Source organism: Streptomyces sp. Y309 (genome assembly GCF_056712025.1).
In genome coordinates, this window is sequence record NZ_CM160048.1 from 63,495 (window position 1) to 79,295 (window position 15,801).

The 15,801-nt window shown below is 73.1% G+C and carries 13 protein-coding genes; 7 read left to right on the forward strand and 6 right to left on the reverse strand.

Annotation, left to right across the window (positions count from 1 at the left end):
- Positions 1 to 43 precede the first annotated feature (43 nt).
- The 4 genes from AC0KTA_RS00340 to AC0KTA_RS00355 all read right to left on the reverse strand — a co-directional run bounded on the left by AC0KTA_RS00340 (position 44) and on the right by AC0KTA_RS00355 (position 6,000).
- Positions 44 to 1,345, reverse strand: coding sequence for a phytase (locus AC0KTA_RS00340; protein ID WP_481053044.1), 1,302 nt, complete (start codon positions 1,343 to 1,345; stop codon positions 44 to 46).
- 262 nt (positions 1,346 to 1,607) lie between these two features.
- Entirely contained in the window at positions 1,608 to 2,588 is a 981-nt protein-coding gene (locus tag AC0KTA_RS00345) for a phosphotransferase (RefSeq protein ID WP_481053045.1), read from the reverse strand.
- Between the two features lie 57 nt (positions 2,589 to 2,645).
- Positions 2,646 to 3,875 (reverse strand): glycosyltransferase, encoded by a 1,230-nt coding sequence (locus AC0KTA_RS00350; protein WP_481053046.1) that lies wholly within the window; start codon positions 3,873 to 3,875, stop codon positions 2,646 to 2,648.
- Between the two features lie 97 nt (positions 3,876 to 3,972).
- Positions 3,973 to 6,000, reverse strand: coding sequence for a sensor histidine kinase (locus tag AC0KTA_RS00355; RefSeq protein ID WP_481053047.1), 2,028 nt, complete (start codon positions 5,998 to 6,000; stop codon positions 3,973 to 3,975).
- Positions 6,001 to 6,454: 454 nt separating this feature from the next.
- Between AC0KTA_RS00355 and AC0KTA_RS00360 the strand changes: the two genes are divergently transcribed.
- Positions 6,455 to 7,291, forward strand: coding sequence for a fructosamine kinase family protein (locus AC0KTA_RS00360; RefSeq protein ID WP_481056718.1), 837 nt, complete (start codon positions 6,455 to 6,457; stop codon positions 7,289 to 7,291).
- A 76-nt stretch (positions 7,292 to 7,367) separates the two neighbouring features.
- Positions 7,368 to 8,123 carry an SIR2 family NAD-dependent protein deacylase gene (locus AC0KTA_RS00365; RefSeq protein ID WP_481053048.1) on the forward strand — a complete coding sequence of 252 codons (756 nt, stop codon included), beginning with the start codon at positions 7,368 to 7,370 and terminating at the stop codon, positions 8,121 to 8,123.
- A gap of 70 nt (positions 8,124 to 8,193) precedes the next feature.
- Here the strand turns inward: AC0KTA_RS00365 and AC0KTA_RS00370 are convergent, their stop codons facing one another.
- On the reverse strand, positions 8,194 to 9,081 hold the full coding sequence (locus tag AC0KTA_RS00370) for a LysR family transcriptional regulator (RefSeq protein ID WP_481053049.1): 888 nt from the start codon (positions 9,079 to 9,081) through the stop codon (positions 8,194 to 8,196).
- A gap of 250 nt (positions 9,082 to 9,331) precedes the next feature.
- Here AC0KTA_RS00370 and AC0KTA_RS00375 point away from each other — a divergent pair, with 250 nt between their 5' ends.
- Positions 9,332 to 9,721, forward strand: a complete 390-nt coding sequence (locus tag AC0KTA_RS00375; protein WP_481053050.1) for a VOC family protein — start codon at positions 9,332 to 9,334, stop codon at positions 9,719 to 9,721.
- A 202-nt stretch (positions 9,722 to 9,923) separates the two neighbouring features.
- The gene (locus AC0KTA_RS00380) at positions 9,924 to 10,115 is read left to right on the forward strand and encodes a DUF4236 domain-containing protein (RefSeq protein ID WP_481053051.1); all 192 of its coding nucleotides are present in this window, start codon (positions 9,924 to 9,926) and stop codon (positions 10,113 to 10,115) included.
- A gap of 10 nt (positions 10,116 to 10,125) precedes the next feature.
- Here the strand turns inward: AC0KTA_RS00380 and AC0KTA_RS00385 are convergent, their stop codons facing one another.
- Positions 10,126 to 11,571 (reverse strand): cellulase family glycosylhydrolase, encoded by a 1,446-nt coding sequence (locus tag AC0KTA_RS00385; RefSeq protein WP_481053052.1) that lies wholly within the window; start codon positions 11,569 to 11,571, stop codon positions 10,126 to 10,128.
- Positions 11,572 to 11,931: 360 nt separating this feature from the next.
- Between AC0KTA_RS00385 and AC0KTA_RS00390 the strand changes: the two genes are divergently transcribed.
- Genes AC0KTA_RS00390 through AC0KTA_RS00400 form a run of 3 tightly spaced genes read left to right on the forward strand, consistent with a single transcriptional unit; the run spans position 11,932 to position 15,754 of the window.
- Entirely contained in the window at positions 11,932 to 12,468 is a 537-nt protein-coding gene (locus tag AC0KTA_RS00390; RefSeq protein WP_481053053.1) for a (2Fe-2S)-binding protein, read from the forward strand.
- Positions 12,469 to 12,482: 14 nt separating this feature from the next.
- Positions 12,483 to 13,484, forward strand: a complete 1,002-nt coding sequence (locus AC0KTA_RS00395) for an FAD binding domain-containing protein (RefSeq protein WP_481053054.1) — start codon at positions 12,483 to 12,485, stop codon at positions 13,482 to 13,484.
- Positions 13,484 to 15,754, forward strand: a complete 2,271-nt coding sequence (locus AC0KTA_RS00400; RefSeq protein WP_481053055.1) for a xanthine dehydrogenase family protein molybdopterin-binding subunit — start codon at positions 13,484 to 13,486, stop codon at positions 15,752 to 15,754. The genes AC0KTA_RS00395 and AC0KTA_RS00400 overlap by 1 nt, the downstream gene beginning before the upstream one ends.
- The last annotated feature ends 47 nt before the right edge of the window (positions 15,755 to 15,801 follow it).

Sequence of the window (15,801 nt, forward strand, 5' to 3'; positions counted from 1 at the left end):
CGGCGGTCTTGCGTCGGCTGCCGGCACCCGTGGCGCGTTCCGGTCAGTCCTCCAAGGCGTCCATGACGTCGTCGAGGCGGAGGAACTTGAAGCCCGTGGCCTCGCGCCCGGACTCCTGCGGGGTCTCCTCGCCGTCCTGGACGACGAGGAGGCCGTGCGGGTACTCGGGGCCGAGCGGGGCGTTGAGCGCGGCGGCCCCGTCGCACTCCTGTGAGCCGTCGAGCGTCGCGGAGGCGGCGGTGACGCGGAAGCCGCCCTCGTACTCGTTGGCGTCCCCGCGTTCGCGGTCGTACGCGGCGAAGGTGTCGTCGCCCTGGCTGGAGGCGAGGACATAGCCGTCGCCGTCGGGCTCGGTGACCAGCGTGAGTCCCTCGACGTCGGCGGCGAGCCGCTTGCCTCCGAAGCCGGGGTCGGCGCCCGGGACGCACTCCTCCGTTTCCTCGTCGTACGTCCCCGGCACCCCGTACTCACGCACCTTGTCGATCAGGGCGGGCGTCCCGGTGAGGTCGGCGTTCAGCCGCCAGATGCCGACGTCCTCCTGACCCGCGTACAGCGTGCCGTCGGCCGGGTCCACGACCATGCCCTCGATCTGGGGCAGTTGGCCCGGTTCCCCGCACGGCGTCCACGAGGAACCGTTGGGCAGCCGGAAGGACGACGGCAGGTCGAGGGTGCGGATCTTGCGGTAGCCGACGGTGCCGGAGCGGCCGGGCAGCAGTTCGAGGAGGGCGATGCGGGTCCGCTCGCGCTGACTGACGACGGCGTACGAGCGGCCGGTTTCCCGGTCGGTCCAGGTGGCCAGGCCGTAGGCGGTGCGCTGGTCGTTGATCTCGTCCTGGCCCGCGGAGAAGACGGGTGCGGCGGACGGTTCGGTGACGTCGGCGAGCGGGCCGCCGGGACGCTCGCGGTCGATGCGGTAGAAGCGCAGCCGGTCGTTCCCGCGGTCACTGGTCACGGCCAGGTCGGCGCGGCCGGCGGACAGCTTGAATCCCTGCACCAGGTCGACGTTGTTGAAGCGGCCCGGGGCATCGCCGGGCGCCGGTCCCGCGGGCGCGGGCAAGGACTGCACCTGACGTGCGGCGAGGTCGTACACCCGCAGTCCGCCCTCCTTGGCGGTGGCGACGACCAGGCTGCGGCCAGGATCGGCGGCGTTACGCCAGATCGCCGGGTCGTCGGCGTCGGCGTTGCCGCCCGCCTCGTCGTCGTACAGCGGCGGCGTCTCGGCCCGGGGCGTGAGCGCGGGCAGCGCGCCGGGCGCCTGCGCCTGTGCGGGGGCCGTCACGGCGAGCACGGCCAGCGCGGCCGCGACGGCGAGGACGCTCGGTCGCCGGATACGGGACTGGGGCACGGAAGGGCTCCTTCGGTTCATGACGGAAGCGGTGCGCGGCCTCCGCGTGACGGGACGCGCGCAGGGTCTTACGTGCTCATGAAGAGTTACGAGCGGGCGTACGCATCCGGAAGGGGGCGCGGCATGTGCATTACATGCGCGGGCGGGGCGGCGCTTCGTACATGCGCCGGCGCGAGTGGGATGTCGCGTTCTACGTGCGCGGGCGGGATGCCGCGCCTGTCTGTGAGCTGAAGCCCCCCAAGTTCGGGACGACGTCGGCACCTCACTCGGCCAGTTGCGTCAACGCTTCCTTGAAGCCGTCCCACGCTGATTGCGTGTCGGGGGTCTCTTCGTGCGGCGCGCGGAACCACTGCACGAATTCGGCCACGTCCAGCAGGCTCCACCGCAGCCGGTAGAGCGCCAGGGCGGCCGCATCCGGGGCCCGGCCGGTCAGCTCGGCGTAGTGGGTCAGGGCCGCCGGATCGTCCGCGAGCAGCGACAAGTCCCGCTCGGGGACGGCGAGTCCGACGGTGTCCCAGTCCACGAGCAGGTAACCGTCCTCGCTGCGGATGAGGTTGCCGGGGTGCGGTTCGCCGTGGGTGACGACGAGCGGCGCACCACGGCGGCGCACCTGTGCGGCGAGCGCGTCGAAGTCTGCCAACCGGGCGCGGAGTGTCGTGGCGTGTTCGGCGAGCAGGTGGTGGGCCGGTTCGGAGTAGGGGCCCCCGAGCCAGGTGTCGGCGAGGTCGTTCAACGCGGCGTGCACGCCGGTCAGTCCGGCGGGTTCCAGGGTGGTCGTCGGCGTGCTGCCGGGCGGGATCCGGCCGTGGAGTCGGGCGAGCAGGCCGAGGACGCGGTCGCGCTCGTCGTCACTCAGCTTCTGGCCGAACTCGCCTGCGCGGCCTTCGACATGGGGGAAGACCGCGAGCGCGTACCGCGCGTCCAGCGGGACGACCGAGCTGCCGTCGGTCGCGACGACGGGGGCGACCACGAACCGCAGCCCGTCGCGCTCCCGCAGCGCCACCGCCGTGTCCATGGCCTGCCGCAGCCCCGTGAGCGCCGCCTGGGCGCCCGCCCCGCAGTACTCCTTGTGGTCCAGGTCGGAGACGGTGACGAACCAGCCGCGCCCGTCGTCGCCGGTGACGTTCCAGTGGTAGTCGCCGAAGCCGACGGGCGCGTACGTCACGGCGGTCGGCGTGATGCCGTATCCCGCCAAACCCCGCAGTAGGGTCTCATCTCGCAGATTGTCGGGAAGTGCCTTCATGCGGTTCACGCTAACAACTGGCTTGGGGTGGTGGTCAGTTGTTTTGGCCGCCGCCGCTCAGGAGTCCAGTGTCCGCCGGAGCACCGCGTCCACCGGGCCGACGGCGTCCTCGGTGGCAAGCCGGGCCGCCAGCGTACCGGCGCGTTCCCGGTACGAGGGGTCGCTCGTGGCGCGGACGAGGGCGTCGGCGAGGCGGGCGGCGGTGAGCCTGCGCAGGGGCAGCGCGCACGGTGCCGTGCCCAGGGCGGTGAGGCGGGCGGCCCAGAACGTCTCGTCGAACTGGACCGGGACCGGCACCGTGGGCACGCCCGCGCGCAGACCGGCGGCGGTCGTGCCCGCTCCGGCGTGGTGGACCACGGCGGCCATACGGGGGAACAGGCGACTGTGGGGCACGTCGCCGATGGTGAGGATGTCGTCTCCGGTGGCCGTGAGGCCGGCCCAGCCCTGCTGGATCACTCCGCGCAGGCCCGCCGTGCGCAGCGCGCGGACGATCTGTTCGCTGAACCGCCCGGGGTCCGGGACGGTGGCGCTGCCCAGGCCGACGAAGACCGGTGCGGGTCCGGCGTCGAGGAAGTCCTCCAGTTGTGCGGGCAGTCCGCCGGTCTCGTGCGGCCACCAGTAGCCCACGACGTCGAGGCCGGGCCGCCAGTCGGCGGGGCGGGGCACGATGTGCGGGCTGAATCCGTGCAGGACCGGCCACCGTTGGCGTTCGCGGGCGCGGCGGGTGGCCGCGAGGCTGCGGGGCGGCAGGCCGAGCTGTGCCCGGATGTCACGGGCGGCGTCGGTGAAGATCTGCTCGATGACCGCGTGGACCGCGTGCCCGGCCAGCCGGTTGCCGGTGGGGCCGAGGGAGCCGAGCCCGGCCATGGGGGGCGCGAACTCCCGGGTGGGGTGGACGGGTTGAAGGTTGACGCCGACGCTCGGCAGCCCGAGGCCCTCGGCGATGGTGCAGCCCAGCGGGGCGACCGCGCCGGACAGCACGAGCACGTCGCTGCCCTGCGCCGCCTCGACGAGACCGGGCGTCAACTGCCCTGCCACCGACTTGGCCAGCGCCATGACGCGCACCAGCTTGCCGATGCCGGTGCCGCTGCGGTGCAGCCCGCGGCCCCGCTCCGAGTGCGACTCCGCCTGCGGGTCGACCGGCAGGGCGTGGAAGCGGACACCGGAGCCGTCCGTCAGGTGGGCGAACAGCCCGTGGGTCACCAGGGTCACGTCGTGCCCGGCGCCCGCGAGAGCGGCGCCCAGGCCGGTGAAGGGAGCCACGTCGCCCCGTGAACCTGCCGTCATGATCGCAACACGCACAGACAGCAGTATGGCCAGCAGAGGGACCTGGTCGGGTGGGAAACGCGCGATGGGCCGGTATCCGTCGCGCAGGTCCCCTCGGTCAGGAACGGGTCTCCGCCCTGACCTGTTCCGGGAGCCGGGCACGGATGACCGTGCCGGTGGCGGCCGCGGGGCCGATGCCGTTCCGGGCCGTACGGCTCGTGATGGTGAGCTCGCCGCCCACCGCCTCGGTGCGGTCGCGCATGCCGGTGAGGCCGGAGCCGTGGGTGGTGGCGGTGGGGAAGCCCACGCCGTCGTCGGCCACTTCCACCTGGAGCCGGCCGCCGTCGCGGGTGATGTGTACGGTGACGTGCTTGGCGTCGGCGTGTTTGAGGACGTTGGTCAGCGCCTCGGAGACCAGGTAGAAGGCGGACTCCTCGATGTCGAGGGCGAAGCGCACCCCGCTCAGCGAAGGCTGGCTCCGCACGGTGACGGGGATGGGCATCCGGCGGGCGCAGGACGTCACCGCGGCGACGAGACCTTGGTCCGTGAGGACGGGCGGGTGGATGCCGTGGGCGAGTTCGCGGAGCTCGTCGATGACGCGGTAGGCGTCGTCCTGCAGGTCGGTCAGCGCGGCGTCGATGTCACCGCCGCGGTGCAGCCGGTTCCGCGCGAGGGCCAGCTGGGCGACGAGGGCGACGAGTTCCTGCTGGATGCCGTCGTGCAGGCGGCGTTCGATGCGGCGCCGCTCGGTGTCCTGGGCGTGCACGATCCGGGCCCGCGACGCGGTCAGCTCGGCGGCCTGCCGCTGCACTTCGTCGACGCGGGCGCTCAGTTCGGCGGCGAGACGGACGTTGTGCACGGCGAGGGCGGCGGACCGGGCGAGGGTCCTGCCGATGTCGTGGTCCTCCGGGGTGCGGCGGCCGTCGGCCTTGGGGCCGTACTCGATGAGGCCGAGGGCGTCCTGCCCGTAGAGCAGCGGGAACTCCTCGCTGGGCCGTGCTCCGGGGGGCGGTTCGCCGGCCTCGGCGACGTACAGGGGCAGGCCGTCGCCGCCGAGCCGGACCCGCACCCAGCGCAGCCGGAGGCCTTCGCGCAGGGCGGTCGCGAGCCGCGGGGCGAGCCGGTCGAGGTCGTAGGCGTGTTCCAGGGTGGTGCTGAACTGCACGAGGAGCTCGAACCTGCTCAGGCGCTTGCCGAAGACGCGCTGCTCGACGAGGGCGTTGAGCCGGTCGCGCAGGGGCCGGAACAGCGCGGTGGCGACGACGGCGATCAGCAGGGACAGGCCGACGGGGAGGTACTGGCCGGCAGTGAGCCCCAGGGTCAGGGCCATGCCCAGATACCAACTGTTGATGATGAGCCAGAGGGAGCCGTAGACCGCGGAGGGGCGGAGCACGATGTCGACGCCGAGGAGCCGGTGGCGGAAGGTGGCGTAGACGAGGGTGACGGCGATCGACACATAGGGCAGGGCGCCGAGGAGAGCCCCGGTGAAGAAGAGGATGCCCTGCTCGCCCTGCCAGGCGCGGAACAGCCGGGAGGAGGCGCGGGCCAGCAGCACGGCGGCGCCGAGGGAGGCGAAGGGCAGCAGGGCCGCGATGTCGGGCCGGCCTGCGGACCGGGCGCGCAGGCAGCGCAGGACCAGGAGGGCGGCCCCGAGACCGGGCAGCCAGGCCTCGGGGTAGTAGAAGAGGACGCGGTCGACGACGACCGTCGGCAGCCCGGTCAGGGGCAGCAGCGGCGGCAGGGCGAGCAGGCCCCACAGGGCACCCAGGACGCGGCGTTCGTAGCGGAAGGCGAAGCGGCCGTCGGGCAGCAGGGCGAGCAGCCGTACGACGAGGATGCTCACCGTCAGATCGCACGTGCGGACGAGGATCCGCAGGCCGACGTCGAGGGGCAGCGGCACGCCCGCGGGTTCGATGCGCAGGTCCCACTCCCAGTCGCGGACCATCAGCGCGGAGGTGTTCCGGACTGCGATGGCGATCGACAGCCAGGTGCCGGTCAGCAGCAGTCGGCGGGCGACGGGGCTCGACGGGGCGTGCCACCAGGTGAACAACCCGGCGAAATAGCACGGGAGTACGGAACCGAGGATCCACGGAAGAATGTAGCCGTCCCGCAGCTGGGTGGTTCCGATAAGCGTTGCCCAAAGCATGCACATTCCGCCGCACACGGCGACGAGGCACATCCCCCTGCTTCTGGCTGCCACGGACGTCATTATCGGAGGTCACTGCGGTCAGCGTCCACAAAATGGTCCGCCGTAGTAAAGAGTTACCCGTCGTGCGCGACGGAAAGGCACTCTGCGGTTTCCCGTCCTTTTTCCGGCCAATTCCCGCCCCAGGCGTGGCTGAATCCCGCCCGGCTCCCGCCCTATTCCGCCGGGGTTCTCTCCCGATTCTCCGGCATTCCTTTCCGACTGGAGGGAACGGTTGAAGGGCGAGCCGAGCGCCATCGTGGGGGCGGCCTTATGGTCGTCATGGGCCCCATGGCCTCGACGACATCGCCTGCGCCCCGCGCCAGGCGCCCGCCCCCGACTCGCCGCCCACGGAAGGGAGTCCGACGACGTGACCGCCCCCGCGCAGCCCGCCCCGGACGAAAGCCCGGCAGCCATGGCCGCCCGCGTCACCGGGCGCGCGGCGGTCGAGGTGCGTCCGCTGTCCGGGGCCCTCACCGAAGTCGTCCTCGACGGCGGGCAGTCGGTCGTCGTCAAGCGTGCCGAGACACCGGGTGCGGCGCGGGCCGAGGCGGCCGGGCTGCGCTGGCTGGCCGACTCCGGCACCGTGCGCGTCCCGGCCGTCCACGGGCAGGACCGGCGCCTTCTGGTGAGCGACCGCGTCCCGCCGGGGCGGCCGAGCGCCCGGGCCGCCGTGCGGTTCGGCCGCGAACTGGCCGCCCTGCACGCCTCCGGCGCCCCCGCGTTCGGCGCCCCGCCGCCCGGCGGCACCGAGGACGCGTACATCGGGCTCGCCCCCATGCGCAACGTCACCGGCGACGACTGGCCCCGCTGGTACGCCGAGCACCGCGTGCTCCCCTACCTGCGGCGTGCCGTCGACGACGGAACGGTGCGTTCCGACGAGGCGTCCGTGATCGAGCGCGTCTGCGAGCGGCTGCCCGAACTCGCGGGGCCCGCGGAGCCGCCCGCCCGGCTGCACGGCGATCTGTGGAACGGCAATGTGCTGTGGGGCGCCGACGGGCACGCGTGGCTCATCGACCCGGCCGCGCACGGCGGCCACCGCGAGACCGACCTGGCGATGCTGCACCTGTTCGGCTGCCCGCACCTCGACGACGTACTGGACGGCTACGAGCAGGCGGCGCCGCTCGCCGACGGCCGGCGGGACCGTGTCGGCGTGCACCAGCTCTTCCCGCTGCTGGTGCACGCCGTGCTGTTCGGCCGGGGTTACGCCGAGCAGGCCGTCACGGCGGCGCGGGCGGCGCTCACGCGGTGACCTCGGGCACCCGCTGTGCCGGGCCCGCCTCGGGGTGGGCTTCGCCGGACCGGGTTCCCGCCCTACCCTCGACGGCATGAGCAAGCCCCTCGTCGCCCTTCTCAGCGGAGCCGGCATCTCCACGGACTCCGGGATCCCGGACTACCGCGGGCCCAACGGGCTGTGGCGGCGCGACCCCGAGGCCGAGAAGCTCGTGACGTACGAGTACTACATGGGCGACCCGGAGATCCGCCGCCGGTCGTGGCAGATGCGGCGCAAGAACCGGACGCTCCAGGCGCAGCCCAACGCGGCACACCACGCGGTGGCCGCGCTGGAACGCTCCGGCGTGCCCGTGCGGGTGATCACGCAGAACGTCGACGGCCTGCACCAACTGGCCGGGATGCCGGACCGCAAGGTCCTCGAACTGCACGGCACCGCCCGGACGGTGGTGTGCACGGCGTGCCACGCGCGGGGTCCGATGACGGACGCGCTGGCCCGCGTCGAGGCGGGCGAGGCGGATCCGCCGTGCCTGGACTGCGGCGGCATCCTGAAGTCGGCGACGGTGATGTTCGGGGAACGTCTCGACCCGGAGGTGCTCGGCGAGGCCATGGCCATCGCCAAGGCCTGCGACGTGTTCATCGCGGTCGGCACCAGCCTCCAGGTCCAGCCCGCGGCCGGTCTCGCGGGCCTCGCCGCCGACCACGGCGCCCGGCTGACCATCGTCAACGCCGAGCCGACTCCGTACGACGACCGGGCCGCCGAACTCGTCCGCGAACCGATCGGGACGGCGCTGCCCGCGCTGCTCGAGCAGTTCGGCGGCGGCCGGGACCTGTCCGGCGGGTCCGAGTCCTGAGGAAGGGGCCGAGCCCTGAGGAAGGGGCCGAGTCCTGAGGGAGGGTCCGGGTCCTGAGGGAGGTGAGGGTTCAGGCCGCCGACGGCTGTGTGTCGGCGCCCAGCAGGGCGAGGAAGGCAGCGGCTGCGGGTGACGGGGTGAACCGGCTCCAGACGAGGCGCTCCACCCGTACCGGCCCGTTGGTGATGGGCACACACCGCAGGCCGTGCAGTTCGGCGGCGAACGTCGCGGGCAGCAGGGCGATGCCGAGGCCGTGGCGGACCATGCGGGCCATGAGCTCGACTCCGGACACCTCGAAGGCGACCTCGCGCCGCACCCCGGCCGCCGCGAACGCCTGGTCCGACTGGGCGCGGGCGGCGCTGCCGTCGGCGAAGTCCACGAACACCTCCTCGGCGAGGAGGCGGAGGTCCACCTCGTGCCGGGTGGCCAGCGGGTGACCCGGATCGACCACGGCGACGTGCTGCCCGTGGGCGAGTTCCCGGTCGTGGACGCCCTGTGGCCGGAATCCGGACGGCACGCCGAGGAACGCCGCGTCCAGCGTGCCCTCGCGCACCAGCTCGACGAGCCGCTCGCTGGAACCGGCCCGCAGGCTGATCCGCACCTGGGGGTAGCGCAGGCGGTAGTCGCGCAGCACCGCCGGGAGATCCACGGCCGCCACGGTGGGGATCGATCCGACGGTCAGCTTGCCCCGTATCTCGCCGGTGGCCGCCGCCACTTCCGCACGGGCCCGCTCGGCCGCTTCCAGGGCCTGGCGGGCGGCGGGCAGGAACGCCTCTCCGGCGGCGGTCAGCCGCACCCGGCGGCTGGTCCGCTCGAACAGCCGGGCGCCCAGTTCCTTCTCGAGGCGGGCCACTTGGTGGCTGAGCGCGGACTGGACGACGTGGCACCGCTCGGCGGCACGCGTGAAGCTCGCCGTCTCGGCCACGGCGACGACGTAGCGCATCTGCTGGAGATCCATTGATTCATCATCAAACGCGATGGATACCGATGACAAGCATGTGTTGGACCGATGGACGCCCGCCGGGTGATGCTGAAGTCAACGGCGGATCCTGGCAGTCGCGGATCCCGGCAGTCGCAGACCCTGGCAGTCGCGGATCCTGGCAGTCGGCGACCAGCCACCGATCCGGACCGGCGAGGTCCGGTCCGGGACCGCCGCACCTGACACACCACCGCCGGCGCCCCGGCGCCCCGACCCCGCGGAGACACCCATGCGCGTGATCGCCTTCGACCACCTCGTCCTGAACGTCGCCGACATCGAGCGTTCGCTCGCCTTCTACACCGGCCCGCTGGGGCTGGACCCGGTGCGGGTGGAGGAGTGGCGGGCCGGCAAGGTCCCCTTCCCGTCCGTGCGGGTGAGCCCCACCACCATCATCGACCTCATCGAGGCGTCCGACGAGCGGCCGCAGGGCTCCAACGTCGACCACATCTGCCTGGTGGTCGAGCCGCTCGACTGGCAGCAGGTCATCGACTCCGGCGTCTTCACGGTCCTCGACGGTCCCGGCGAGCGCTTCGGCGCGCGGGGCACCGCGGTCTCCCTCTATGTGCAGGACCCGGACGGCAACACCGTGGAACTGCGCTGGTACCCGCAGGACGCCTGAGAGCCGTCTTCGCGGCCGATGCCGGGTTCGGTCCCGTCCCATGCGTTCACCGGCGCAGTGTCACGGCCTTGTAGCGGGTGCGGTGGAGAGCACCTCCGGCCTCCGTGTCATGCGCGAGTCTGGTCCGGACGGGGTACGCGTCCGACCGGGAGCACGGCGAGAACGTGCGCCCGGGCGGTCAGCCGAATACGAGGAGTCCGCGATGCCGATCACGTTCCGCAAGTCGTACCGGATCCTTCCGGGGGTCCGGCTCAACATCAGTCGCCGCTCGTGGTCGATCACGCTGGGCGGCAGGCACGGGCCGCGGCACACCGTCAGCTCCACCGGGCGGCGTACGTCGTCGATGGATCTGCCCGGGCCGTTCGGCATGCGGCGGAATCACCGGCGCCGATGACGGCGACGGCTCAGTCGTGGCCGGCGGCGGCGCCCGGCCGCACCCTCACCTCCACCTCGGCTCCGCCGCCCGCCCACACCCGCACCTGTCGCGCCCGCCCGGGCGGCACGCTCCGCGCGCCGGCTCGCGCCGCGCGGCCCGACACCTCGATCCGCCAGCCGGTGGTGCTCGGCGGGAGGGACAGCACGGTGGTGCCGGGGAGGTGCGCCGCGCGATAGGCGAGGCGGTACGTGCCGCGGGCCGCGTCGTGGGTGTCGGCGCGTACGGTTCCCGCGACGGCGGGGGCGTACGGCGTGGCGGTGCGTTCCTTGTTCGTACGGAAGCGGCCGTCGCGGTCGAGGGCGCAGTAGCCGCCTCCGTAGCACCAGACGTAGGCCGCCCACCCCGATGAGTAGCGGGTGAAGGAGGCGAGCGCGTCGTCGTGGAAGCGGCGCATGTTCGGCAGGCCGCTGTTCAGCGGGCCCCACTCCCCCACCACGACCGGGATCCGCTGTTCGCGGGGGTAGGCGGTGACGGCGTTCTCGTACGTCGTGATCCAGCCGTCGGCCGGGTCGTAGTCGGCGCCCGCCTCCATCGCGGTGTTGTAGAAGTGCGGGGCGTACACGACCCGTTGGTCGTCCACGCGGCCGAGGCCGGTGGGCACGCCTTCGCCGACGATCGGGGTCGGCTCGACGAACAGCAGGTTCGAGCGGTCCCGGGTGCGGATCGCGTCCGCCAGACGGTTGTACATCGGGGTGAGCTGCGTCGCCTCGATGCGGCGTGCGGCCGCCGCCAGGTCCTCGCCCGCGCGCAGCTCGCCCATCGGCTCGTTGATCAAGTCGTAGCCGAGAACGGCCGGATGCCGGCCGAAGCGGTCCGCGAGCAGCCGCCAGACGCGGGCCTGGGCGCGCCGCAGGTCCGCGTCCTCGTAGAGGTGGGTGAAGGCGCGCTGGACGGCGGGCTCGAAGTACTCGGCGAACCAGTCGTCGGGGTGCGGTGTGAACGGCAGGCCGTCGGTCCGCGTCGCCCACGCGGGGATTCCGCGATGCCCGAACGCGGGCCCGAACACGTCCTGGTGGGCGTCGATGACGACATGGATGCCGTGCTGGTGCGCCCAGTCGAGGATCCGCCGGATCTTGCGCAGGTACGACGCGCTGTACTGGCCCCGCCGGGGCTCCAGGTCGTCCCAGAAGACCAGCAGCCGGGCGAAGTTGAAGCCGTGGGCGCGCAGGTCGGCGAAGTGCCGCTCGGTGATCGCGCTGAGCGCTTCGGCGCCGTGGTGCGTCTTGTCCTCCACGTTCCAGCCGCGGAGGGTGAGGGTGCGGCCCCGGTCGTCGGTGAGGCGGGGGATGCCGTCGGCGGCGGTCCCGGTCGCCCCCGTCGGCGAGGCCGGAGCCAAGCCCGCGCCCAGCAACGCGGTGACGATCGACGCGATCACGGCTGCCAGGCCGAGGCGGTGCGGACGGCGGGCGCGCATGGCGGACCTCCGGGGCTCGACGGACCGCCCGAGCCTACGTCCCGCACCGCAGCGACGGCCCGCCCCGATCCAGCCGCTCGTACGACACCTCACGGCCGCACGGCAACAAGCTCCACTGGCCCATCCGCGACTGGCCCATCCGGGACGCCCCCGCCACCCGCTCCTCGCTTACCGGGCATGGGGCACCCCGGAGCGTCGATTCACTCATGACACGATATGCCCTTATTGCCACGTTTCGCTCGTTGTGTGAGGCTCGCTCTTGGTACGTCACGCGTACGTCGCGTGAGGACGGCGCGCCCGCGCGTCGGTACGTCGCGTCCGTACGTCGTGTCATTCGCAGGGCCTGAGGAGGCACCAGTCATGGCAGTGCGCACACCGGAGACGAGCACGGCACCAGATACGGCCGAGCGGGGGCCGGGGCCGGTGAAGGTACGGCTCGGCGTCAACGGCGCCGAGCGGCAGGTGGAGATCGAGCCGCGCGTCAGCCTGCTGCAGGCGCTGCGCGAGGAGCTCCACCTGACCGGCGCCAAGCGCGGCTGCGACCAGGGGACCTGCGGGGCGTGCACCGTCCAGGTCGACGGCAGGCGGGTGCTCGCGTGCCTGACGCTCGCCATCACCTGCGAGGACGCCGAGGTCACCACGGTGGAGGGCCTGGCGCGGCCCGACGGCGGCGGGGACGGTCAACTCCACCCGATGCAGGAGGAGTTCATCCGCCACGACGCCTTCCAGTGCGGCTACTGCACGCCGGGGCAGATCGTGTCGGCGGTGGGCTGCGTCCAGGAGGGGCACGCCACGGACGACGCCGAGATCAAGGAGTGGATGAGCGGCAACATCTGCCGCTGCGCCGCGTACCCGAACATCAGGGCCGCCATCCGCGCGGCCCGCGAACGCGTCTGAGGAGCCGACCGGACATGCGACCCATCAGCTATCTGCGCGCCGAGGGCACCGACGGCATCGACAGCGCGCTGCGCGCCGTCGGCGGCGACCCCGGCAGCGACTTCCTCGCGGGCGGCACCACCGAGGTGGACCTGCTGCGCCAGAACGTACTCACCCCCCGCCGCCTGGTGGACATCAACCGGCTGCCGCTGGCCGGCATCGAGGAGACGCCGGACGGCGGCCTGCGGATCGGCGCGCTGGCCCGGATGAGCGACGTGGCCTCCGCACCCGCCGTCCAGGAACGCTTCCCGCTGATCTCGCGGGCACTGGTGCTCGGCGCCTCCGCGCAGCTGCGCCACATGGCGTCCATGGGCGGCAACATGATGCAGAAGGTGCGCTGCGGCTACTACCGGGACGGCGAGTCCCCGTGCAACAAGCGGGAGCCTGGCACGGGCTGCGCCGCGCTGGCCGGAGTCAGCCGCACCCACGCCGTGCTCGGCACCAGCGAGCACTGCATCGCCACCCACCCCTCCGACGTGGCGGTCCCGCTGGTCGCCCTCGACGCCCGGATCCGCACCCGCACCCTCGAGGGCGAGCACACGTACGCCATCGACGACTTCTTCTTGGAGCCCGGCGACACCCCCGAGCGCGAACATCCGCTGATGCACGGTGAGTTGATCACTGCCATCGAGGTGCCCGCGCTGCCGATGGCCCGTCGCTCGCTGTACCTCAAGGTCCGCGACCGCGAGTCGTACGAGTTCGCCCTGGTGTCGGTCGCCGCGGCGATCGAGGTGGACGACGGCAAGATCAGCGGGGTGCGGCTCGCGCTGGGCGGGGTCGGCACCCGGCCTTGGCGGGCCCGCCGCGCGGAGGACGCGCTGGTCGGTGCCCCGGCCACCGCCGAGAGCTTCGACCTCGCCGCGCGCGCGGAGCTCGCCGGCGCCCGCACCACCCCCATGAACGCCTTCAAGCCCGAGCTGGGCCGCCGCACCCTGGTCCGGGCGCTCGACCTCCTCACGCGCGACGGGAGCCGGTGATGAGCACAAGCACCCTGACGGAAGGGCCCATCGGCCGCCCCCTGGACCGTGTCGACGGCCACGCCAAGGTCACCGGCACCGCCCGGTACGCGGCCGAGGTGCCGCTGCCCGGCATGACGTACGCCGTCCTCGTCGGCGCCCGAATCGCCCGCGGCCGCATCACGTCCATCGACAGCACCGAGGCGGAGCTGGCCGACGGGGTGCTGGCCGTGCTGACCCACGGGAACATCGGGAAGATCGCGGCGCAGCCGCCGCTGCTTCCGTCGCTGGCCGGTTCGGTCGCGCCCGGCGAGACGTTCTTCCCGATGCAGAGCGACGAGATCCACTACGCCGGGCAGCATGTGGCGCTGGTCGTCGCCGACACGTACGAGCGCGCGCTGCACGCCTCGCGGCTCGTGCGGATCACGTACGCCGAGGAGCCGTCCGTCACCGTCATCGACCAGGGCCGCGACCAGGCGTACGAGCCCGAGGCGATCTTCGCGGGCTTCATTCCGGGCCGCAGCGAACGCGGTGACGTGGAGGCGGCGCTCGGCGCGGCGGACGTCACGGTGGACCACACCTTCACCTTCGCTGCCAACCACCACAACCCCATCGAGACGTCGGCCGCGACCGCGTACTGGGAGGGCGACCGGCTCACCCTGCACGACACCACGCAGGGCGTCACCGCGACCCAGCACACGGTGGCCGCGCTGCTCGGGATCCCGCACACCCGCATCCGCGTGATCGGCCACTTCACCGGCGGCAGTTTCGGCGCCAAGGCGATGGTCTGGCACCATCCGACGCTCGCCGCGCTCGCGTCCCGCAAGGTCGGGCGCCCGGTGCGGCTCGCCCTCACCCGGGAGCAGATGTTCGTGGCCTGCGGGCACCGCGAGGAGCAGGAGCAGCGGCTCACGCTCGGTGCCGGCAAGGACGGCCGTCTGGTGGCGCTGCGGCACCACAAGCTGTCGCCGACCTCGCCGTTCGACCACTGGGCCGAGCCGTCCCTTGGCGTGGCGGGGCAGATGTACGCGTGCCCGAACTACGAGGGCGTGTACCGGCTGATCCGCGCCAACACGACGACGCCGACGTTCATGCGCTGCCCGGGCGAGGCGACCGGCCTGTTCGCGCTGGAGACGGCCATGGACGAGCTCGCCGAGCGGGTCGACCTCGATCCGCTGGAGCTGCGCCTGCGCAACTGCAGCGAGAACGATCCGGCGTCCGGGCGCCCCTGGAGCAGCAGCGGGCTGCGCGAGTGCCTGGAGCGCGGCGCGGAACGCATCGGCTGGGAGCGCCGGGCCGCGCCCCCGGCCCGTGACGGCGACTGGGTGATCGGTCTCGGCATGGCCGCGTGCGCGTATCCCGTGTACGGGCCGAACAATCCGCAGCGGGCGCGTGCCCGGCTGTACGCGGACGGCACCGCCGTCGTGCAGGCCGCGGTCACGGACATCGGCACCGGCATCCTCACCGTGATGACGCAGGTCGCGGCCGAGGCGCTGGGGCTGCCGGTGGAACGGTGCCGGTTCGAGGGCGGGGACACCGACCTGCCGAACGTGGCCGCCGCCGTCGGGTCCTCCGGCGCGGGCATGGTCAGCGCGACGGTGCACGCCGCCGCGAGCGCGCTGCGCGAGCAACTCGTCGCCCGGGCCGTCGCGGACGAGGGATCGCCGCTGCACGGCGCCGACCCCGCCGACGTCGACGTGCGCGACGGCCGGATGGTGCTGCGCGCCGCGCCCGGCACCGGCGAGGACTACGCCGAGCTGCTGCGGCGCAACTTCCTGCCGGACGTGGAGGCCACCGGATCCTGGGGGCCGCCGCCGCACGACGCGCCGTTCGCGTCGATGACGTTCGGCGCGCAGTTCGCCGAGGTGGCCGTCGACCCGGTGCTCGGTCTTGTCCGTGTGCGCCGCCTGGCCGGGGCGTTCGTGCCCGGTCGCGTCCTCAACGCCAAGACCGCCCGCAGCCAGCTCATGGGCGGCATGATCTGGGGGCTGAGCCAGGCGCTCCTGGAGGCGACCCACATGGAGCCGGGCACCGGCCGCTGGGCGAACGCGAGCCTCGGTGAGTATCTGGTGCCGGTCAACGCCGACGCGCCCGACGTCGACGTGGACTTCGTCGAGGTGCGGGACGCCGTCGTCAATCCGCTGGGCGTGAAGGGTGTCGGCGAGGTCGGCCAGGCGGGGGTGGCTCCGGCCATCGCCAACGCCATCCACCACGCCACCGGACGGCGCCTGCGCAAGCTGCCGATCACCATCGAGGACATCGTCGCCGGCACTGACGGGGCGTCCGGGTAGCGGGACCGGGCCGAGCCGCGCCGGGCCCGCGGGCGTCACGCCCCGCT